Annotated in this window: 16 protein-coding genes; 8 read left to right on the top strand and 8 right to left on the bottom strand. The window is 42.1% G+C overall.

All coding sequences use genetic code 11. From position 1 onward, the window contains the following. The first annotated feature begins 12 nt into the window (after window positions 1–12). Complete coding sequence (locus N1I80_RS17305; RefSeq protein ID WP_340740083.1) at window positions 13–1,119, top strand: amidohydrolase; 1,107 nt, start codon at window positions 13–15, stop codon at window positions 1,117–1,119. Between the two features lie 45 nt (window positions 1,120–1,164). Here N1I80_RS17305 and N1I80_RS17300 read toward each other — a convergent pair whose 3' ends face one another. Further along, window positions 1,165–2,751, bottom strand: coding sequence for a SulP family inorganic anion transporter (locus tag N1I80_RS17300; protein ID WP_340739081.1), 1,587 nt, complete (start codon window positions 2,749–2,751; stop codon window positions 1,165–1,167). Window positions 2,752–3,100: 349 nt separating this feature from the next. Between N1I80_RS17300 and N1I80_RS17295 the strand changes: the two genes are divergently transcribed. From N1I80_RS17295 to N1I80_RS17285, 3 genes are all read left to right on the top strand, one after another. Continuing rightward, entirely contained in the window at window positions 3,101–4,063 is a 963-nt protein-coding gene (locus tag N1I80_RS17295) for a BMP family lipoprotein (protein ID WP_340739080.1), read from the top strand. 13 nt (window positions 4,064–4,076) lie between these two features. After that, on the top strand, window positions 4,077–5,726 hold the full coding sequence (locus tag N1I80_RS17290; RefSeq protein ID WP_340739079.1) for a methyl-accepting chemotaxis protein: 1,650 nt from the start codon (window positions 4,077–4,079) through the stop codon (window positions 5,724–5,726). A 118-nt stretch (window positions 5,727–5,844) separates the two neighbouring features. Continuing rightward, complete coding sequence (locus tag N1I80_RS17285) at window positions 5,845–6,582, top strand: SDR family NAD(P)-dependent oxidoreductase (protein WP_340739078.1); 738 nt, start codon at window positions 5,845–5,847, stop codon at window positions 6,580–6,582. Window positions 6,583–6,743: 161 nt separating this feature from the next. Here the strand turns inward: N1I80_RS17285 and N1I80_RS17280 are convergent, their stop codons facing one another. After that, window positions 6,744–7,475 carry a C40 family peptidase gene (locus tag N1I80_RS17280; RefSeq protein WP_340739077.1) on the bottom strand — a complete coding sequence of 244 codons (732 nt, stop codon included), beginning with the start codon at window positions 7,473–7,475 and terminating at the stop codon, window positions 6,744–6,746. Window positions 7,476–7,752: 277 nt separating this feature from the next. On the opposite strand from N1I80_RS17280, the gene N1I80_RS17275 reads away from it, so the two are divergent. Then, window positions 7,753–8,325, top strand: a complete 573-nt coding sequence (locus N1I80_RS17275) for a TetR/AcrR family transcriptional regulator (RefSeq protein WP_340739076.1) — start codon at window positions 7,753–7,755, stop codon at window positions 8,323–8,325. Between the two features lie 92 nt (window positions 8,326–8,417). Next, window positions 8,418–9,389, top strand: a complete 972-nt coding sequence (locus N1I80_RS17270) for an SDR family NAD(P)-dependent oxidoreductase (protein WP_340739075.1) — start codon at window positions 8,418–8,420, stop codon at window positions 9,387–9,389. Between the two features lie 96 nt (window positions 9,390–9,485). Here N1I80_RS17270 and N1I80_RS17265 read toward each other — a convergent pair whose 3' ends face one another. From N1I80_RS17265 to brnQ, 3 genes are all read right to left on the bottom strand, one after another. Further along, window positions 9,486–11,588 (bottom strand): methyl-accepting chemotaxis protein, encoded by a 2,103-nt coding sequence (locus tag N1I80_RS17265; protein WP_340739074.1) that lies wholly within the window; start codon window positions 11,586–11,588, stop codon window positions 9,486–9,488. 169 nt (window positions 11,589–11,757) lie between these two features. Then, window positions 11,758–12,111 carry an SCP2 sterol-binding domain-containing protein gene (locus N1I80_RS17260; RefSeq protein WP_340739073.1) on the bottom strand — a complete coding sequence of 118 codons (354 nt, stop codon included), beginning with the start codon at window positions 12,109–12,111 and terminating at the stop codon, window positions 11,758–11,760. A gap of 72 nt (window positions 12,112–12,183) precedes the next feature. Continuing rightward, window positions 12,184–13,488, bottom strand: a complete 1,305-nt coding sequence (gene brnQ, locus N1I80_RS17255; RefSeq protein ID WP_340740082.1) for a branched-chain amino acid transport system II carrier protein — start codon at window positions 13,486–13,488, stop codon at window positions 12,184–12,186. Between the two features lie 278 nt (window positions 13,489–13,766). Between brnQ and N1I80_RS17250 the strand changes: the two genes are divergently transcribed. Beyond that, a complete protein-coding gene (locus tag N1I80_RS17250) occupies window positions 13,767–15,449 on the top strand; it encodes a methyl-accepting chemotaxis protein (protein ID WP_340739072.1) in 1,683 nt (560 codons plus the stop codon). A 315-nt stretch (window positions 15,450–15,764) separates the two neighbouring features. Further along, the gene (locus tag N1I80_RS17245; RefSeq protein ID WP_340740081.1) at window positions 15,765–17,063 is read left to right on the top strand and encodes an NAD-dependent malic enzyme; all 1,299 of its coding nucleotides are present in this window, start codon (window positions 15,765–15,767) and stop codon (window positions 17,061–17,063) included. 715 nt (window positions 17,064–17,778) lie between these two features. Here N1I80_RS17245 and N1I80_RS17240 read toward each other — a convergent pair. The 3 genes from N1I80_RS17240 to N1I80_RS17230 are packed head-to-tail and all read right to left on the bottom strand — an operon-like array spanning window position 17,779 to window position 20,107. Beyond that, the gene (locus N1I80_RS17240; protein ID WP_340739071.1) at window positions 17,779–19,434 is read right to left on the bottom strand and encodes a b(o/a)3-type cytochrome-c oxidase subunit 1; all 1,656 of its coding nucleotides are present in this window, start codon (window positions 19,432–19,434) and stop codon (window positions 17,779–17,781) included. Then, window positions 19,434–19,937, bottom strand: coding sequence for a cytochrome B5 (locus N1I80_RS17235; RefSeq protein ID WP_340739070.1), 504 nt, complete (start codon window positions 19,935–19,937; stop codon window positions 19,434–19,436). Before N1I80_RS17235 ends, N1I80_RS17240 begins: the two co-directional genes overlap by 1 nt. Window positions 19,938–19,960: 23 nt before the next feature. Beyond that, window positions 19,961–20,107, bottom strand: a complete 147-nt coding sequence (locus N1I80_RS17230; RefSeq protein WP_340739069.1) for a cytochrome c oxidase subunit 2A — start codon at window positions 20,105–20,107, stop codon at window positions 19,961–19,963. Window positions 20,108–20,305 lie beyond the last annotated feature (198 nt).

Below are 20,305 nucleotides of genomic sequence, written 5' to 3'. Positions count from 1 at the left end.
GGAGTGGTTGAAGTGGTAGTGAAAGAGAAAATCAGTCAGTGGTTTGAACATTTCCATGCGCATCCCGAGGTGAGTTGGAAAGAGATTGAGACGACTGCGAAGCTTGCGGAAATCTTAACGGAGATGGGGGTCAAGCATCATACATTTGACGATGTGACAGGTGTTGTGGCGGAAATTGGGGAAGGCGACCGGGTCATTGCGGTACGCGCTGATATCGATGCTTTGTGGCAGGAAGTGGGCGGAGTCTATCAGGCGAACCATTCATGCGGACATGATGCCAACATCTCGATGGTGCTGGGGGCGCTATCTTATTTGCAGCAAGAGCAGCTCGGTAGCCGTATTCGTTTCATTTTTCAACCGGCTGAAGAAAAAGGCAATGGTGCCAACTCAATGATTGAAAGAGGCGCAGTCGATGGTGTATCACAGCTGTTCGGTGTGCATTTACGTCCACAGGAAGAAATTCCATTTGGCAAAGTATCACCGGCCATCCATCATGGGGCGGCTGTATTCTTGGAAGGAAAAATTACGGGAGTCGATGCACATGGCGCTCGTCCGCATCAAGGAAAGAACGCGCTCGATCCGCTGTTTGCAATTGCTCAGTTCGTGAAAACGATTCAGTTTTCACCTTATGAAGCGTATTCGGCCAAGCTGACGAAGGTACAAGCGGGTGGCGATAGCCTCAATATTATTCCAGGAACAGCTACATTTGCGATAGATGCCCGTTCACAATCGAATACTGTGTTGAATGAATTGAAAGAACGCATTGATGAAGGCATTCAGGCAATTGGCAAGCTCCATGACGTGGTCATTGACTTGGTGTGGAGTGACTATACGCCAGCAGCCGAAGTAGCGGAAGAGGCGGCGGCTATTGCGGAGGAAGCCATACTAGAGACAGTTGGGGAGGAAGGATTTGCACCGGCCATCATTACGTCAGGTAGCGATGATTTCCACTTCTATACGATTCATCGACCAAATCTGCAAGCGGCGATGATTGGCATTGGGGCAGATCTTGGCCCGGGGCTTCACCATCCCGATATGACATTTAACCGCGAAGCGCTTGATATTGGTGCTCGCGTATTGACGGCAACATTGAAAAAAGCTTCTTATTTGGAAGGTTAATAAAAAGAGGACTATCCGTCATGGATAGTCCTTTTTGAGTGCTGCCTACATAAAAAAGTTATCTTTCCCAATCCGATCATCTAAGCCACTTTTTTTAAATAAAGAAGCTTTATCCTTCGGCAAACGTTTGATAATGATTTGGATACCCTTTTGTTCTGCGTCGTCAAGCAATGCAAAAAGTACGGCTTCACCTGTCGCATCAACGACAGAAAGATGTTCCATGTCAAGAATGATTTTTGTCGCTCCAGACTCAAGAAGTTGTGGATACTTGTCTTCAAACACCTTGGCAGTCCCAAAGAAAATAGGTCCATCTACAGTATACTTTGTTAATGAAGAAGGAGCATCCGCACCGAATTTCATGACTTCAACATCAGAAAGTTTGGCTTTCTCGATATGAAGTTTACCACTCATTTTCTTCAAAAATGACAGAGCCGCAAGCAAAATACCAACTTGAACCGCGATGGTTAAATCGATGAAAATCGTCAATAGAAACGTCGTCAATAGGACGATAGAATCTCCCGAGCGAATCGATAGGATATGAACGAATGCTTTCCTTGCGCTCATATTCCACGCAACAAACATGAGAATCGGTGCCATCGCAGCAAGCGGAATATACGAGGCATAGGGTGCGAACAGCAGCAAAAATGCCAAAACAAATAGGCTTTGGACAACGCCAGATACTGGACTGACAGCCCCGGATCGAATATTTGTCGCGGTTCTTGCGATGGCTCCTGTTGCTGGAATGCCGCCGAATAATGGTGTAATGATATTGGCAATCCCCTGTCCAAATAGTTCTCGCTTCGAATCATGCTTCTCTCCGCTTTTCATACCATCTGCCACAACCGCTGATAACAGTGATTCAATGGCACCAAGTGCAGCGATAATGAGTGCAGGCTGCCACAGGGATACCAATTTGGACAAGGTGATGTGTGGGAAATGGAAACTGGGTAGTGTATTGGGAATCCCACCAAATGCTGTCCCAATGGTTTCTAATTTCCCGGGGAATAGCCAGACGGAAATAATTGTTGGAATGAGTAACGCAACAAGCAGTAACGGAACACGTGGCGCAATCTTTGGCAATAAAAAGATTACTGCTAATCCAATGACTGCAATTAGAATACTGTAAGGATTAACCGTGTGGAATTGCTTGATGAGATCCAGCATATTTTCGTGGAAAAACTCTTTTTTCTCCAGGCCAGTAATGCCAAAAAAATTGCCAAACTGTCCCGTAAAGATGATGACAGCAATCCCGGTTGTAAAGCCGATTGTAACCGATCGTGGAACAAAGTGGATCAGATTACTAATGCCAAGAAAACTCATAATGACGAGAAAAATCCCCGCTAAAAACCCAGCAATCAGCAAATCCTCATAACCATATTGCAGAACGATTGCTAGTAAAATTGGGATGAAAGCGCCTGTAGGTCCGGCAATTTGAAAACGAGAACCCCCTAATAATGCAACGAGGAGGCCAGCGATAATTGTCGTGTAAAGACCATACTCAGGTTTGACCCCCGAGGCAATTGCAAAAGCCATCCCAAGCGGAATGGCTACAATACCAACTGTAATTCCCGCAATTAAATCTTTGCGAAATCCGGCTGCATCATAATGAAGATAACGATTATCCTTGAACATATGAATCACTCCGTCTACTCTGACTTATCTGGAATTTACTCCATTAAGTATAGCTAACAAACGTTGGAGTGACAAGGGTTCGAGATTAGAAGAGCTAAAAAAAGGAATGCCAATAAAATCGATACATGAATTGTTAGAAAGAAATTTCTAACTCCACTAGTCAGAATTATTGGAGTAAAAGAACATTGAAAGGCTTTACTAAAATCTATTCAGAGTTCAAGTATTCACCCGAAGAAGAGAGTAGAACCAACCAGTTATGTTGAAACTTTGATTTGGAAAATTGACTAGCCTAGGCGTATTAAAAGGGGGCAGTAACTCCCTTATAGTTGAAAGAAAGTGAGTGTGACGTATGAACAATAAAATAATAGTTGTTTTGTTTATGACGCTATTACTCGGAGCTTGTGGACTAGAAAAAACAAATCCACTTGTTGAGAAAGTGAAAGTTGGCGTTATGCTTTCCGAAAATGGGCTTGGTGATCAATCATTTTCAGATTTGGCTTTTGCGGGTTTGACGAAGGCGCGGGATGAAGAAGGCATTGTTATCGAATACTTGGAGCTTGCAGATACAGGAACGTATGAAAGTGGATTTGAACAATTGGCTAACAGCGGAAATGATTTGGTAATTGCGCTTGGATTTACAGGTCAAGAAGAGCTTGAAAAAGTGGCGCAAGCCTATCCACAACAATCATTCGTTTTGGTTGACGCGGTATCGGATATCGACAATATCACTTCAATTACCTTTAAGGAAAACGAGGGAAGTGTTCTAGCGGGTATCGTTGCGGCGACGGTTTCAAAAACGCAGACAATCGGTTTTATTGGTGGCGTGGAAGCCCCGGTCATTCAACGCTTTGAGCAAGGTTTCGTGCAAGGAGCAAAGTCGGTAAATCCAAATATTGTGATTATGACTGAGTATGCGGGCGACTTTGATAATGACGCACTTGGTGCAGAAATTGCAGCAAATATGATTGATAGTCAGGCGGATGTACTGTATGCGGCGGCTGGATTTACAGGAGTCGGTATGCTACAAGAGGCTGAAAAACAGGGTGTCTACGCAATCGGAGTAGATAGTGATCAATACTTTTATGCAGAAAAAGCTGTCATTACATCTATGATGAAAAATATTGATCTTGCATTATTTGATATCGTCCACACCTACAAGGAAACAGGGAAAGTCCCGACGGGTCATGTTGAGCTTGGCCTTGCAGAAAATGCGGTTGGGCTCGCCCCATTCCGTGTCCTTGATTTGTCGCAGTCGAACCAGAAAAAACTGGACGGATACTTAGAAAAAGCTGCTTCAGAAATGAACGAGTAGGGGGAATATGAAAATGACGATTAAGAAAAAGATACTACTCAATTCACTCTCCGTGCTTGGTCTATCTATTGTAATGATAGCGATAATTATATTCAGGATGATGGCGATTCAAAATACAAGCAGTGATTACGTGGACGTACTATTAGCGGTCCATGATGTGAATGCAGAAACGAAAGCAACGATGAATAGCTTGAATACGCTCGCTTATAATATGACGGATAGTAATAAGGAAAATGTGCGTAATCAGCTTGATTTGACCACCTTAACATTCGATACGGCTGAAAGTCTTGTGAAAGAGCAAGACGCCCGCGATATTTTACTGAAAGCGCAAGAGAAATTTGTTTTATTGAAAGAAGCAGCACTCGTAGCAGTTGAAGAGAACAACTCCGCGGAAATCAATCGGCAATCCCTTCGTAATGTTGGAATCGTCAACGATATTTATATGGTGGATCTTTTTACATCCGCACACTACGATTATTTACAAGAATTGCTTGCGAAACAGATTAAGGACGTCATTACTTTTGCCGTACTTGGAACTATTTTTGTTATAGTGGGAACAATTGTGATTGTTCTTCGGTTGGCAAATGCCGTAACCAATCCACTTAAGAAGCTAGCAACAAATGCTGAGGAAATTGCCGCGGGTAATTTGGTAGTAGAAGCAATCTCCTATGATAAAAAAGACGAATTGGGGCAGTTGAATCATTCATTCACAACGATGACGGACCAGCTGCGCTCGCTTTTACAATCGATTGATGCGGCGAGTCGAAATGTCGATAACTATGCAAAAGAGCTGGAAACTGAAAATAGTTATCTTACTGAAGCAAGCAACCAAGTGACACTTTCGACGGAAGAGCTGGCAAAGGGAACACAAAGCATTTCCGAGGACTTACAAAATTCAGTAGAGCTCATTGAACAGATGAATCATGAATTTGGCACAAATGTGGAACGTGCTAAAAATTCTGCTGAGTATGCAGCGTTAGCCAATCAAGCAATTATAGAAGGTCGTGGAGCAATTGATGAGCAGCGTGCGCTAATCGACAACAATAACGAAGCGTCAAAATCTATCGAAAAAGCAACTGAGCAATTTACACAATATGCCGGGAGCATCGAAGACATGGCGAAAACAGTTTCTGACATTGCGGCACAGACAAACTTACTTGCTTTAAATGCTGCCATTGAAGCAGCACGTGCTGGAGAAGCAGGGAAAGGATTTGCTGTCGTTGCTTCGGAAGTGCGAAAGCTTGCAGATGATTCGACTGCGGCAACTGCGCAGATTTTTGATATGGTCAACCTGATCAAAGGAGGACTCAGTTCGATTGCAGAATCTGTAGGAAAAGGTGCGGAAATTGCGACAGCACAAGATGACAATGTGACACGTACACTCGATGCCTTCACAAATATTGAAGATAAAATGGATGGCATTACCGGAGCGTTGGGAGATCTTGTAGCGGGTGTGGACACGTCGCAGAAGTTTAATAATACAGTTCTAGAAAACACGGAGAACATCAGTGCTGTCGTGGAACAGACGGCTGCTGGTAGCGAAGAGATTTCTGCATCGGCAGAAGAACAACTTAACTCCATCGGAAAAGTCGTCGATAAGGTGACTGCCCTACGTGAATTAACAGAGGACTTAAATACCATGATTGCAAGATTTAAATTATAAGTAAACGACCACCTCGCTTTTTTGTAGGGTGGTCGTTTACTTTATCATTTCATTTGCAATTTCATATAAAATGGAATAATATTTAGATGTCTAAGTATATTAGAATGGAGTGTTTAGTATGACAAGATTACAGGATAAAGTTGCCTTCATCACAGGTGGAGCATCAGGTATGGGCGAAATGATGGTGAAATTGTTTACAGCACAAGGCGCAAAAGTCATGGCCGCAGACATTAACACAGAAGCACTTCAAGCTAAATGGGAAGGTGTCGAAAACGTTGACTATGTAAAGCTTAACGTAACAGACGATGAAAACTGGAAAGAGGCTGTAAAAACTGCGGTAGATAAATTCGGTAAGCTTGATATTCTTATCAACTGTGCGGGGATCTCGACTGAAAAAACAATGAACGATATTACGCTTCAAGACTGGCAGCGCCTGCATGACATTAACGGCTTTGGTACATTCGCAGGCATGCGTGCTGCAGTTCCTTACATGAAGGAAGCTGGACAAGGTTCAATCGTTAACATTTCTTCTTATACAGCTCTAGTCGGTATGGGGTATAATCCATATTCTGGATCTAAAGGATCGGTTCGTGCGATTTCACGTGCAGCTGCAGCTGAGTTTGGTAAAGATGGAATCCGTGTAAACGCGGTATTCCCAGGTGTAATCGAAACGCCAATGGTTGCTAATCTCCAGTCTTCTGCAGCAGCACTTGAAGGCCTGATTAAAATGACACCACTTAACCGTCTTGGACAGCCTGAAGATGTAGGCAACGCGGTATTGTTCCTTGCTTCTGATGAAGCGTCGTACATTACCGGGGCTGAACTTGTCATTGATGGTGGATTCTCTGCTAGATAATTACCAGTTAAACTAAATATATGAATATGACTCCCTTTGCACAGAAGCAAAGGGAGTTTTTGCATACATGCGCAAAGGATATGATTACGCGCGCAACGAACGCGGAACTGCGCTGCTGCGATAAAAATAGCTTTCCCTAAGTTCAGGGAAAGCCGTAATTATTAATATAATAGATTAAACCGTTTGTAGCCGGTAAACTTATCTTTCCAATAAACGGACTCCAATGAAGAAATTTCGACTTTCTTCGTACCTGCATGAATAAAGTCACCATTACCTAAATAAATCCCAGCGTGAGAAATACCGCTGCGGTATGTATTTTCGAAAAAGACTAAATCGCCTATTTTTGGCTCGTCCACATCGGAAGAATTCGTATACATGCTTATTGTGTCGAACCTAGGTATGTCGAGTCCAGCGGCTTGATAGACATAATAGATGAATCCGCTACAATCAAATCCCTCTGTTGTCACACCTGCCCAAGCATAGGGAGTATCGAGAAGGGGAAGTGATACCTCAATTGTTGCGAGTAATATTTTTTCGGCAGCGGGAGACAGTTTTTCTGCGTTACCATTGGTAGTGCTGGTGTTCTTCCATGAATTAGTAGAAGAGGTCGTAGCAGCATCTTTTTTAGGCGGCGCGGTCACGTTATCTTTGGCAGGAGGTAGATTAGCTGTTTTCCCAGAGATGTTCAATTTCTGATCGATTTTAATCATATCGGATGTAAGATTATTGAAGCTTTTTAACTCGTCCACTGACAATTTGTGTTGCGAAGCAATTTTCCATAACGTATCGCCGGTTTTGACGGTATATGATTCAGTTGCGGCGTCTGCACTCCCTGTTGCGATAAATGTCGCAAGGGCAGCTGTTGCTAACATCGAAAAAGCTTTCTTTTTCATGTAGATTCTCCTTCCAACGACAAATAGTTCTATGACTCTATTCTATCGGCTTTAGAGTCATAGGACAATACTCTGATAAATTACATTTGTGTTACAAAGATGCTTATCATAGACTTACTTCTATTGATTACATTGAATGAAAGAATCTGTTATCCGTTAGCCTTAAAGTTCGGGACAAGTGCTTATTTTTTAATTAGAAACGTGCTGTTTCGTACTTGTCAAGAATACTAAATAAAGTTATACTTCTATTAACCAGTGGTCAAGGAGGAGTGGAAACATGTCATCTCATAAATCAACATCTCAAGAATTAACAAAAGAGATGATTGTGCAACAGGCTCGTACCTTGTTCGTTGAAAAAGGTTTTCATGATGTTTCTATGCGAAGTATTGCTAAGCAGGTTGGCTGTACGCATGGTGCACTGTATTACCATTTTAAAAATAAAGTAGAATTATTTAATGCAATTGTCAAAGTTGATTTTACTGAACTGAACATTCTTTTAGAAGATACTGTTCAAGGTCCTGGAGAAGATGTAGTAAAGCTTAAAAATGTATTTCTTTGCTTTATCCAATTCGGCTTAAATAATCAAAGCCAATATGAATTCATGTTTGTCGCAAGATATGCTGAAGTAGATAGTCTATCGCAAGAGGCAGCCTTCCTTAGCTATCAAAAATTTGCCGAGTCGGTGCAAGCTTTGTCGAGCAGCAGGCTTGCGGTAAAAGATGTATGGTCTGCATTTTTAGCGCTTCATGGATTTGTTGTCCATCATCGTGGATTTGTTAAGAACTTTAAGGAAGCAAAAGTGTCAGCTGAATCGCATGTGGAGTTTATTCTAAAAGGCCTGTGCAATTAAGTGGCTGCTCTATATCAACTATTGATGTAGAGCATGACACTATTTTTTAAAATAGCTATTGACCAGTGGTTAACAAAAAGGGAGGAATGTATATGAAAAAGGCATTAGTATTAGGCGCATCAGGTGGAATGGGGTATGCATTGGTGAAGGAATTGGTTTCACGTGGGGTCGAAGTCGTTGCATTTGCTAGGAGAGAAGACAAGTTGAAGATGCTTTTCGGCCAGCAACAAAACGTGAAAATCTATGCGGGAGATGCATTAGTGGAAGGAGAAGTATCACGAGCGGCCCAAGGGGTAGACGTAATTTTTCATGCTATCAATTTCCCCTACCAGGTCTGGAATACGACACATCTTTTATGTACGGACATTGTGATTCGTGTTGCGGAAAAACAGCAAGCGAAAATTGCACTAGTCGATAATATATATGCATATGGCGCACAACATAATGAAAAGGTTATGGAGGATACAATGAAGGAGCCACACACGAAAAAAGGGAAAATTCGTTTAGCGATGGAGAACAAATTGAAAGCAAGTCATGTTCCTTCGTTGATCGTTCATTTCCCAGATTTTTATGGACCATTTGCAGAGAGTACGATGCTCTATGAAACACTCAAAAATGTCGTTCAGCATAAATCAGCAAATTTTGTTGGAAGCACTCACGTAGCAAGAGAATTTGTATATACCTTCGATGGTGCGAAGGCCATGGTAGAGCTTGCCCTTCGAGAGAATACTTACAATCAAAATTGGAACATCCCAGCGGTCTACCCGATAACAGGTGAGGAACTGATCAAGATTATACGTGAAGAAACTGGGTATCAAAAATCTATTCGACCAGTATCCAAAACAATGATTCGCTTCATCGGAATGTTTCAGCCGTTCATGAGAGAAGTGGTAGAAATGATGTATTTAACAGAAACACCGGTTATTCTAAGTGGTCAGAAATATGAAGCTGAAATTGGAGCGGTGCCTGCAACATCCTATCAGGAGGGAATAAAGGCAACGTTGGGGTGGATGATGGGACCGGATCTAAAGGTAAGTAATGAGCGTGAAGTTACACCTCAATAGATTGAAGTATAGCTCATATTGAATTTGCTTTGTTATAACAGAAAAACCGGCCTCCTTATTAAACGGAAGCCGGTTTTCTCAAACTAAAAAATAGCATTACGACAACTTAAATCGATTCACAACCTCTTGTAGCTCTTGCGCAATGGTGTGCATATGATTCGTAGAATCTGCGACGCGTTCAAGCTCACCTTGCTGTGCCGCCGCAGAAGCACTAACTTGTTCAGCAGAGGCAGCAGTTTGTTCTGAAATGGCGGCAACGCTTTGAACAGCTAGTAACGCCTGGTCTTTATGTTCCATCATATCTGCAAGCTTAGTAGCTAACTCGTCGATAGATTCTCCCATTTGCTGTGCCAGCTCTGCATTCTGGACAAAGGAAGATTCTGTGCTCGTTACAGACTGATTTTGGTCCTCCATCAATTGAATATTGGCCGTAATGACCTCAACTGTTTGTTGAGATTCGAGTAGAATCTCTTGAACTGTTTGCTGAATGACGTCCGTTTCGGAGCGCGATTGCTCAGCTAACTTTCGTACTTCTTCCGCTACGACCGCAAAGCCTTTACCATGTTCGCCGGCACGTGCAGCTTCAATACTGGCATTGAGTGCCAGCAAATTTGTTTGTGCAGTAATGCCATGAATAGACGCAATGACTTGGTTAATGTCTGTTATTTTCGCCGTTAGCGTTTCAATTTGTAGCTGTACTTTTGCATTCATTTCATTCGTAGCAGCATTGTGTTCGCGTAGCCTTCGTACTTCTGTCATACCAATTTCGGTCGACTCACCTGTTTGCTTGGACAAATCGTTCATGTTAGTGGATAGAACAGCGAGTGAATCCATTTGGTCAGATAGGTCGAAAATGCGTCCGCTTGTTTCTTCTGTATCCTCCGATTGCTTGGATGCACCGTGTGCAATTTCGTCAGTTGCCAGTGATACTTCCTGACTCGAAGCCACAATTTCTTCAAACACCTCATGTACCTGACTGGATGACTGGTTAAGTTGAGTAGCAGAGTCCAAGACGGTATGAATGGCATCATTGGTCTGTTGTAGCATATGGTTATAGGCTAGCGCAACCGCGCCAATTTCATCGGATTGAATATATTTTTCATCGACATTTTTCGTCAAATCACCAGCGGCTGCCGTTTCAATGGAATCACGTAAATATGCAAGCGGCTTTAATTGCTTAAAGATGAACCAAAAAGTAGCGGTCGACATAGCCGCGACCATGACGATTGCAGAAATGATGGTTAAGAATAAAATAGCATTATACGTTTCCAATACTTTTGATTTCGGTACAACGGTTTGCACAGCCCACGTATCGGAAATATCATGCAGTACTACAGGTGCAAATACGTTAAAGGAGTTTTCATTTAGCCGATTAGAATCGACGTAGAGAGTTGAAATATCACCTGTATGGAGTGTATTTTTAATAGCATCCCAATCTAAGGTATCCCGCATATTTGTGCCGTTCAATTCCTCATTTAGGCTGTTGGCCGTTAAAAATCCTGCCTCTGTAATAATGCTGGCATATCCGCCTTCCGGTTCAATCGTGTTGACTAAGTCATTTAAAAAATCAATAGACAGATCTGTTGTCAGCACACCGAAAAAAGTACCCGACTTCGTGATCAATGGTACAGAAATCGTTGTCATAGGAACGATTTCACCACCGGCACTATAATCATAAGGCTCTGTTAAAATAGCCCGCTTGTCCTTTTTGGGAATCAAGTACCAATCTCCTTCACCTTCAATCTCATAGTCACTAAGCCCTTCGACATGAATCAAGTCTCCATCTTTATAAAGATAAGGAATAAAGCGCTGTGCCCGATCGACTAGATTACTATTGACAGAAGGTTCAATTGGAATGGAGCCCTTTTCAAAAATCGCAGCCATTCCCATAGCATCTTCGTGGTTTGCTAAATTATTTTCAATGACACTAATGATTTCGTTGGCAGTCAAATTACCTTGTGCCTGTAAGGTTTCAAAAATATGTTTTGTTGTATGGAGCATTTCATTCGTTTTTTTCAATCGGTCACTCATCATAGAAGCATATAATTCAGTATTACTAATTGCGGCCTCCTCGGCATCTTGAATACTTTGTTTATGTAAAATCGCACTTGTGACGATTGTATAGGCTGTAAATAAAACCAAGAATAGACCGATGATCAATGCGGATAATTTCCGGGCAATTTGATTTGTTTTTTTCATTTGCAAAACCCGCCTTTTTTCAATTTTACTTTCAGTATACAGGATTCGACTTGTTACGACAATCACGAAATAGTTCAAAATACTTAATGGTTATTTTGGAATAGGTACAACATCATGTTGTCGAATGAAAAACCGGCTTCCCTTGTTAGTAGAAGCCGGTTCACTTTATTTAAAACGAATACTGTTTCAATAATCCTTCAAGTTTTAATGCAAGGCCCATATTACCTTTTACTTTGAGTTTGCCCATCATAAAGGCAGCGGTTGAATTCAAATTGCCTGCCAATAACTTCTTGAAATCTTTGACACTCATCGTAAGTGCACAATCGACTTCGCCTGGATCTCCGGAGATTGTCTTCGACTTGCCGTCTGTCAGTTTCAATCCGAATAATCCGCCGTCCTCACCAGATAAGTCGAATGAATAGGAGACGTTCATCCCCTCAATCGGCCCTGTTTCCTCGTTCAATTTTACATCGATTTCATACCAAATATCAGTCATCTGCATTGTCCCAAAATCAATTGCCATCCTGTATCCCTCCAAAATGAATATTCATTCATTATAGCATCTTTTGGAATCGGATGCCGAAAGTTCTGAAAACTAAACCCGTTTTTTAAACAGCGGTCTGAGGAAGACACCGATGAGTGCTCCGACAATTGCTGGAACGAGCCAGCCAATCTGCTGTTCATAGAGCGGGAGATGGGAAAGTATCGATGTAACAGGCTTGATATCGATACCAGCCCCGCGTAATCCGTCAAAAACACTAACGAATGTAGTTGCGACAAGCGCAAAAATATAGACAATTGGTTGCCTGTCAAACCATTTGTCGATGAACGACATAAGCATTAGTACAATAGCAAGTGGGTATACCATAAGCAGGACTGGAACTGAGAATGAAATCAGTTGTGTCAATCCAACGTTAGCCACCAATGCGCTGAAGCCTGCAAAGATGAAGACAAAGGTCTTATAGGAATACTGCGGCAGCAATTGTACAAAAAATTGAGCACAGGCAGAGACTAGACCAATGGATGTTGTCAAACAGGCGAAAATGATGGTCAATGCTAGGATAGTCGTTCCAAAAGAACCAAACATGACGGTAGATGCAAGTGCAAGCACTGCGCCCCCATTATCTTGTAGTCCAATGGCATCAACGCTCGTCGCTCCGATAAATCCGAGTGATATGTAGACCAGTGCGAGTCCAGCAGCAGCGACAACCCCGGCAATGGCCATCGCTTTCATAATCGCAGGTCGTTCGGTCACGCCTTCTGCTTTTAGCGCGTTAATGACGACAATACCGAAGACAAGTGCGGCAATGACATCCATAGTTAAATAGCCCTCAACAAAGCTACGGAAAAATGGACTTGTTACATATTCGCCTTGTGCCTGTCCGATGTTCCCCATCGGCGATACAACACTTTTCACAGCTAGTGCCCCAATTACAAGGAATAAGATAGGTGTTAGTATTTTACCAATGCGATCGACAAGTTTCGCAGGATTTAGCGCAAGTGCCAGTGTGATGATGAAGAAGACGATGGTAAATACGGCAAGTGGCCAGCCTGCACTCGAAACACTAGCAGGTAGAAATGGGACAATCCCAATTTCATAGGAAACTGTTGCTGTTCGAGGAATACCGAAAAACGGACCGATGGCCATATAGATGACCAATGTGAAAATAATACCAAAAGTAGGGTTCACTCGTGAAGCGATTGTTTGCAAGCTACCGCCCGAATAGGCAATCGCCAGCACAGCTACAAGAGGTAAGCCTACACCAGTAATGAGAAAACCCACCATCGAAATCCATAGTTCTTCTCCGGCCATTTGTCCAAGAAGTGGTGGAAAAATGATATTACCCGCACCAAGGAACAAAGCGAAGAGCATAAGTCCAATGATGAAGTTTTTTTGCATAGACAATTAGATTGCAACTCCTTGAAGTAATTAATGTAACGAAATGCACCATCTTTCATTATAACTGAAAAGTAGGGGAATCGTCTAAACAAAGTTATTGATACAATAGATATAGGTCATTTAAATAATTTTTTCTGAAATAGTAGTTCTATTTATCTAGATATAATTGAGAGATATGCTATAATTTAGAGTGTAAATAAAAATGTGACAAAATTCCATCTTTTGTGACAATGAATTCATTATAATTAAGTAAATATGCTGGTTGGGAGTGGAAAAGATTGAAGACGATTCGTGCGAAAATATGGTCCGGTTTTGGTTTAGTAATTGTACTAGTAGTTATGTTGGCGTTATATGGAGCCACGGGCATTAAAAGTCTTGTTGCATCATCTAGCGATCTAACGAATGAGCAATTACCTATGCTTATTACAGATTCACGACTTACTTTAAATATAGCTGAACGGGTTGCTATGTCTAGGGGGTATATGTTGTACGGAGATACGAAGTATCTTGATGAGTTCAACCGTTTAACTGAAGCAAGTAAAATACTTCAGGATGAACTTGAAAAGACTACTAAATCTGAAGAAGTGGGGCGTTTGATTGCGGCGAGTATTGAGTGGAGGCAAGTATTGGTGGAGCAAGTATTTCCAGCCGTTAAAGCAAGAAAAAATCTGGAGGCTGGACGAATAGATCGTGAAATTGCGGAGCCACTTGCGCATGAAATAATGGAAGGCTTCAATGCGCTTGCTACAGAGCGACAAGATTTTATAGTAGCTGATAGTATGAGCAATACCAAATATGGTGAAACAACACAAATTATAAACATTGTCATTGCAATTTTAGTTATTTTGCTTGCAGTTATCATTAGTTTTTTTATGGCGCGAAGTATTTCACGGCCAGTAGTAATGGTTTCGCAGCGAATGGAACGAATGGCAGAAGGGATTTTAAACGATCCTCCTCTTCAAACGAAGTTAAAAGACGAGGTGGGGCAGCAAGTCCATTCCATCAATAAAATGAGAGAAGCGATGCAAAATATTTTGATTGATACGCTTGCTATTTCCCGTCAAGTGAATGGTAGAGGTATAGAGTTGACTGAAACGTCTGCGATTGTTAGTGACTCGACCAATCAAATTGCTGCAACGATGGAACAGCTTGCTGCAGGGTCAGAAGCACAGGCGAATACTGCTTCAAATATGGCTGAAATGGTCGGAGTCGTTTTTGAAGATATTCAACATGCCAATGAAGCAGGGGAGCAAGTGGTTGCATCTTCACGAGCCATCTTGGAGAGAACAGCAAGCGGTAATGACATGATGGAGAGCTCCGTTCAACAAATGAATACCATTTACGGGGTAGTTAATGACTCTGTTGAAACGATTAAACAGTTAGATAATCAGACGAAAGAGATTTCAACACTCGTCACAGTCATCAGTGAAATTGCAGGGCAAACGAACTTACTTGCACTTAACGCAGCAATCGAGGCAGCACGCGCGGGAGAGCATGGCAAAGGATTTGCTGTTGTAGCTGACGAAGTGAAGAAACTTGCAGAACAGGTTGCTGATTCTGTTAGTGAAATTACAACAATCGTTAATAACGTGCAGGAAGGATCCTCAAGTGCTGTCACAGCACTTGAAGGTGGTTACACAAGCGTTACAGACGGCAAACAAAAAGTGCTTGATACCGGCATCGTATTTGAGGAGATTTCAGAGCTAGTGACAACAATGAATGAACAGACGAGCGTCATGTCCAAAGATCTTCATCACCTCGAAGAAATTGGCAGTAAATTGACGGAAGGCGTGACGGAAGTTGCCTCAATCGCTGAAGAATCGGCTGCGGGCGTGCAGCAAACAACAGCATCTGCTGAGCACTCCTCCCATCAGGTTGAAGCAATGAGAGAAGGCGTGACGGAGCTATCTAATCTTGCCAACGAACTGGAAGTATCAGTCAAGCGATTTGCTATCGAATAACGATAAAAAATATAGGTATCTTCATATATTTGCAGAAAAGGTAGTGCTGTAATCGAATTAGATGAGTAGCTACCTTTTCAGAATAGACTGCTCGAAATATTCCGAGATGCTGTTTCGCTTTTTTCTCCCTATAGAAAAAAGGCGAAACAGTGCAAATATAGTAGGCGATAGAGCCGTAATCTGTTGAATTACTCATCGGATTACGGCTTTTCAATATATCTAGATTAGATGGGTTGTCCGGGTAACATACTATGTGTAAAATAGTAAATGAGGAATTCAATGGGAGGTTTTTTGACAGTGGAACAAGTTCAATTTATGCGTAATCTTATTATTGAAACGCCTTCAGTGCCGGGCAATTTTGCCAAGGTGGCCATGGCGATTGGTCAATTAGAAGGTGATATAGGGGATATCCAGACGATTAAGGTAGGAACATTATCAACAATACGTGATATTGCCGTTCAATGTTTGAATGAAAGGCATTTGTTGACAATCGTTGAGGCGATAAATGAGATAGGAGAAGGAATCAGTGTTCACGCTGTGACAGATGATGTCTTGCAAGCGCATGAGGGCGGTAAAATCCATATGAAAGGGCGATTTGAAATCCGTTCATTGGGAGATTTACGCCGCGTCTATACACCAGGCGTTGCAAACGTTTGTGAAGTCATTAAGAACGATCCAGAGCAAGCAAGATACTTTACGGGCATTTCAAATACTGTTGCGATTGTGACAGATGGGACTGCAATTCTAGGTCTTGGTAATATCGGACCAGTAGCGGGCATGCCAGTCATGGAAGGTAAGGCTGTCTTATTCGATCAATTTGCGGGTATAAGTGGCATTCCAATTTTACTGGATACAAGTGATCCCGATCAGGTTGTTGAAACAGTGAAGCATATCCATAAAAGCTTTGGTGGCATTTTACTTGAAGACATTGGATCACCACATTGCTTTGAGATTGAAGAACGCTTGAAAGCTGAGCTGTCTATTCCAGTTATGCATGATGACCAGCATGGTACGGCTGTCGTGACACTGGCTTCTGTCCTATCTGCTTGTAAGCAATCAGGCGTGGAGCTTGCTGATTCGGTTGTTGGACAAATTGGTTTAGGTGCCGCTGGACTTGCTATCAGCCGTATGCTCATGGCTTACGGTGTGAAAGAGATGCGCGGTATTGACCGCAATGTAGAAGCATGCGAGCGACTGGTTCAACATGGTGGAACCGTCTTAGATTCGTTAGACGAACTCATGAAGACATGCGATATTATTGTGGCGACAACAGGTGTTGCCGGGCTTATCAAGCCAGAAATGGTACGTAAAGGACAGATTATCCTGGCATTATCTAATCCGAATGCTGAAATTACACCAGAAGAGGCGCTGAAAGCAGGCGCAGCATTTGCAGCAGATGGTCGTTTGGTCAATAATATTCTAGGCTTCCCAGGTATTTTCCGGGGTGCCCTCAATGCCTATGCGAAAGAAATCACTTACCCAATGCTGATTGCAGCAGCACTAGCTATCGTCGATAGTACAAAGCCGGGCGATCTTGTTCCGCACCCACTTGACCCGAACGTCCACCAAAACGTAGCAGCAGCAGTGGAGCGTGTAGCGAACGACGGTAATTAATCCTTTTTACCACGTCTATTGATAGAACCTTTACTTGAATACATCACAGACAAACAAAGACTTGAAAACTCCCTTTTTTACTAGGTCATTTCCGGTTCGCTTTCGGCTAACTATTCAAGACATAATTACCGAGGAAGAATGGGGGTAGTGAGAAATGACTTCGTCATTCCTCGCCACCCCTTTTTCGGTCATCTTGTTCTGAATAGTTACCTGTCGCGTACCTGCAATGTTTAAGTGATAAATGCAGTTGCTTGGAAAGAAAAGAATAGATGACTTTCTATAGTGTGTAAGTGCCCGAAGATGCAATTTCGGGCACACTTGCACATTATACAAGTTATCCCTGCTTTACTTTTAGCGAGCCTTATAGAAAATGACACACCTAAAATAATAATAGAAGAGACCATGGTAAAAGCTTAGGTCGCCAAAATTGTATCTTTGGCGGCCTTCTCCAGTTAAGAAGTCCCTCTATTCCCTCATTCGCAAAAACATTAGCACTTCGTGTACAAGTGTTTTTCGTGAGCGACGGATGAACGACCACCATATGATTACCGAAAAAAATGTATAGGGATGCGGTGAAGTCGCATCCCTATACATAAAACATCCCGGTAATTGTTTAGAAGTCGTTCAATCCAAAGCAAAACCAAATGCGACTGAACATAGAACATCTAGTATTTGATTAAGCTTGGTTAATCAACAGGCGTACCTGTTGAAATAGTTACCTACCAATCGGCCAATCGAATGGAATTGAGCCTGGGGGTGAATATTTCAGAATATCGATAACTGGAATTGTGTATGCGAACAAGATAAGCGCAATCGTAATACCAATCCATAAATACCAGTTTTCAAGAAACTTCGGTGTAGGTTGTGCATCTTCTGATTCTTGTGCAATCGGATATTCTTCAACGCCACGTGGTGCAAAGAATGTGAGTTGGATAAAAATGTGAATCATCAAGAGAATACCGATGAAAAGAATTGTTCCGCCAACTGCTTGTGAAACTTGATAACTAATCCAAGTGGCTACCTGTTCGCCGCCAGCATATTCGGAAAAATTAGAACGACGTGGTCCGCCTAGCAATCCCTGGATATGCATAGAAGTAGACATAATCGTCATACCAATTGTCCAAACAAATGTCTGAATAATTCCGAGTTTATTTAACTTCGGCGTTAGTCTTCTGCCTGTTAAATGTGGAACAAGCCAGTACGTAATTCCGAAAAATGTTAAAATAACTGTTGTTGCCGCAGTTAAGTGGAAGTGACCTGTTACCCAAATTGTATTATGGATAAGTGCATTCATTTGATAGGATGCATTGACAATACCGCCCGCACCACCTGGAATGAATGCAACCATTCCGATGAATGGAGCAAGAAAACGTACATCTTTCCACGGTAATTTCTTAAACCAGCCAAAAAGACTAGTAAATCCTTTTTTACGACCCGTTTCTTCAAATGTAGCGAAAATGGAGAACGCAGTCATAAGTGATGGAATGATCACCATAAATGTCAAGACAACTTGGATGAATTTCCACGTAGGATCGATACCAGGTTCGGTGAGCTGATGGTGGAATCCTACCGGAATTGAGAACATTAGTAATAGAATAAAAGCTAATCGAGCAAGTGAATCACTGAATAACTTTCCACCGATAATTTTTGGGATAATTGCATACCAAGCCATATAAGCAGGAAGCAACCAGAAATAGACAAGTGGGTGTCCGAAATACCAGAACAATGTACGGCTTAATAAGACATTAATCGTTTCAGAGTAGCCGAGTGACCATGGAATGAACTGGATTAGAACTGATGATGCAACCCCAAGAGAAGCGATGAACCACATAATCATATTGATGGTAACCATAAATGCAAGCAAAGGTGATTTTTCACCTTTATGTGCTTTTTTCCATACATAAAGCTGGCGGAAGTTGACGAATGCCGCAACCCAGCTACCTACAATCACAAGTGCAAGGCCAATATAAAACGCTGGATGTGCACGTAGTGGTGCATAAAATGTGTATAGAACAGAAGCCTCACCAACAAGAATCGTAGTAGCAGCCATAACTGTTCCGATAACCATTATCCAGAAGGAGAACCATGCAACCTTCATCTGCTTGTTGGAAATACCAACTGTTTTCCCCATAAGTGAGAATTGGAAGCCGATGATGAAAAACGTTGTAAGAACAAGACCGAGAATGACGCCGTGTACAGTTAGAATAGTATAGTAATCGATATTGAATGGTAATGTATACTTACCGGAGCGGACGAATGTTTGTAAGAGCCCCATTAAACCACCGATGAGCAATGCTGTATACGTAACGTACATAAAGGACATGTATAACTTAGATTCTTTTTTAGATAGTTTTAATTCCGTTGTTGCCATTACTCATACACCTCCACTGTTCCGTACATCAGGTGGTGACCGATGCCGCAGTATTCGTTACAAACAATCGTGAATTCACCGGCATTTTTCGCAACAGCCTCATAGCGGCTTATATGTCCCGGTTCGACCATCATATTGACGTTTGTACCAGCAACATTAAAGCCATGTACAACATCTGTTGTTGTGATTTGATAGAGGACAGAAGATCCTTTTGGTACGCGAATCGTTTTAACAGCGTTACCGTCTGCATCGACTCCCATATTATAGTTAAATGCAGAAGCAACGATATTGACGATATATTTACCGTCTGCTACTTCATGAAGACCGAGGTTTTCGGGCTTAAAAGCATCATGTGCCTCGACATTCTGCGGATCAATTTTTTCGAAATGGCTTTGTGGATGTGTGCCTTTCCAGAATGCGGCAAATCCTATAATAGCCAAAAATAGTGCGAGTGAACCTACTCCGAAAGTAAGCCAAATTTTTTCATACTTGTGTAAATGCATGCGTTACCCTCCTGACATAGTCATTATCTAGATAGAAATAGTGCGTACAGCCCGAACCAAGATACAAGAATGAAGACACCTATTAACATGACAGCAATAAAAGTTCCTTTCAAACTAACTTCAGATTCACTATGACTGGACTGTTGTTGCTTTGGAGTTCCTTTCCCCATTGTTACACCCCCTCTTCATGATGAAGTAGTTCGTCATACTTTTATCATAGTCAAATGGTGAAATACGGGAATTAGGGAAAACCCTATGTCTAATGGAATGTGGAGAATGTTCACAGTTTGTTCACCCCCTCTTCATAGTTCCGACATAATAGTACGAATCATAAGAAAACCGCATTCCCTGGGTGGAATGCGGTTTTG

Origin of the sequence: Sporosarcina sp. FSL K6-3457, assembly GCF_038007285.1 — a bacterium.
Lineage (GTDB): Bacteria > Bacillota > Bacilli > Bacillales_A > Planococcaceae > Sporosarcina.
This window is presented reverse-complemented; position numbering and strand designations above follow the sequence as displayed.

What these genes read in the sequence shown, in the direction of transcription:
- N1I80_RS17300 (WP_340739081.1), bottom strand. Translation starts at nt 2,751, where the DNA reads ATGTTCAAGGATAATCGTTATCTTCATTATGATGCAGCCGGATTTCGC.
- N1I80_RS17275 (WP_340739076.1), top strand. Translation starts at nt 7,753, where the DNA reads ATGTCATCTCATAAATCAACATCTCAAGAATTAACAAAAGAGATGATT.
- N1I80_RS17295 (WP_340739080.1), top strand. Translation starts at nt 3,101, where the DNA reads ATGAACAATAAAATAATAGTTGTTTTGTTTATGACGCTATTACTCGGA.
- N1I80_RS17235 (WP_340739070.1), bottom strand. Translation starts at nt 19,937, where the DNA reads ATGCATTTACACAAGTATGAAAAAATTTGGCTTACTTTCGGAGTAGGT.
- N1I80_RS17240 (WP_340739071.1), bottom strand. Translation starts at nt 19,434, where the DNA reads ATGGCAACAACGGAATTAAAACTATCTAAAAAAGAATCTAAGTTATAC.
- N1I80_RS17230 (WP_340739069.1), bottom strand. Translation starts at nt 20,107, where the DNA reads ATGGGGAAAGGAACTCCAAAGCAACAACAGTCCAGTCATAGTGAATCT.
- N1I80_RS17285 (WP_340739078.1), top strand. Translation starts at nt 5,845, where the DNA reads ATGACAAGATTACAGGATAAAGTTGCCTTCATCACAGGTGGAGCATCA.
- N1I80_RS17290 (WP_340739079.1), top strand. Translation starts at nt 4,077, where the DNA reads ATGACGATTAAGAAAAAGATACTACTCAATTCACTCTCCGTGCTTGGT.
- N1I80_RS17245 (WP_340740081.1), top strand. Translation starts at nt 15,765, where the DNA reads ATGCGTAATCTTATTATTGAAACGCCTTCAGTGCCGGGCAATTTTGCC.
- N1I80_RS17265 (WP_340739074.1), bottom strand. Translation starts at nt 11,588, where the DNA reads ATGAAAAAAACAAATCAAATTGCCCGGAAATTATCCGCATTGATCATC.
- N1I80_RS17260 (WP_340739073.1), bottom strand. Translation starts at nt 12,111, where the DNA reads ATGGCAATTGATTTTGGGACAATGCAGATGACTGATATTTGGTATGAA.
- N1I80_RS17280 (WP_340739077.1), bottom strand. Translation starts at nt 7,475, where the DNA reads ATGAAAAAGAAAGCTTTTTCGATGTTAGCAACAGCTGCCCTTGCGACA.
- brnQ (WP_340740082.1), bottom strand. Translation starts at nt 13,488, where the DNA reads ATGCAAAAAAACTTCATCATTGGACTTATGCTCTTCGCTTTGTTCCTT.
- N1I80_RS17270 (WP_340739075.1), top strand. Translation starts at nt 8,418, where the DNA reads ATGAAAAAGGCATTAGTATTAGGCGCATCAGGTGGAATGGGGTATGCA.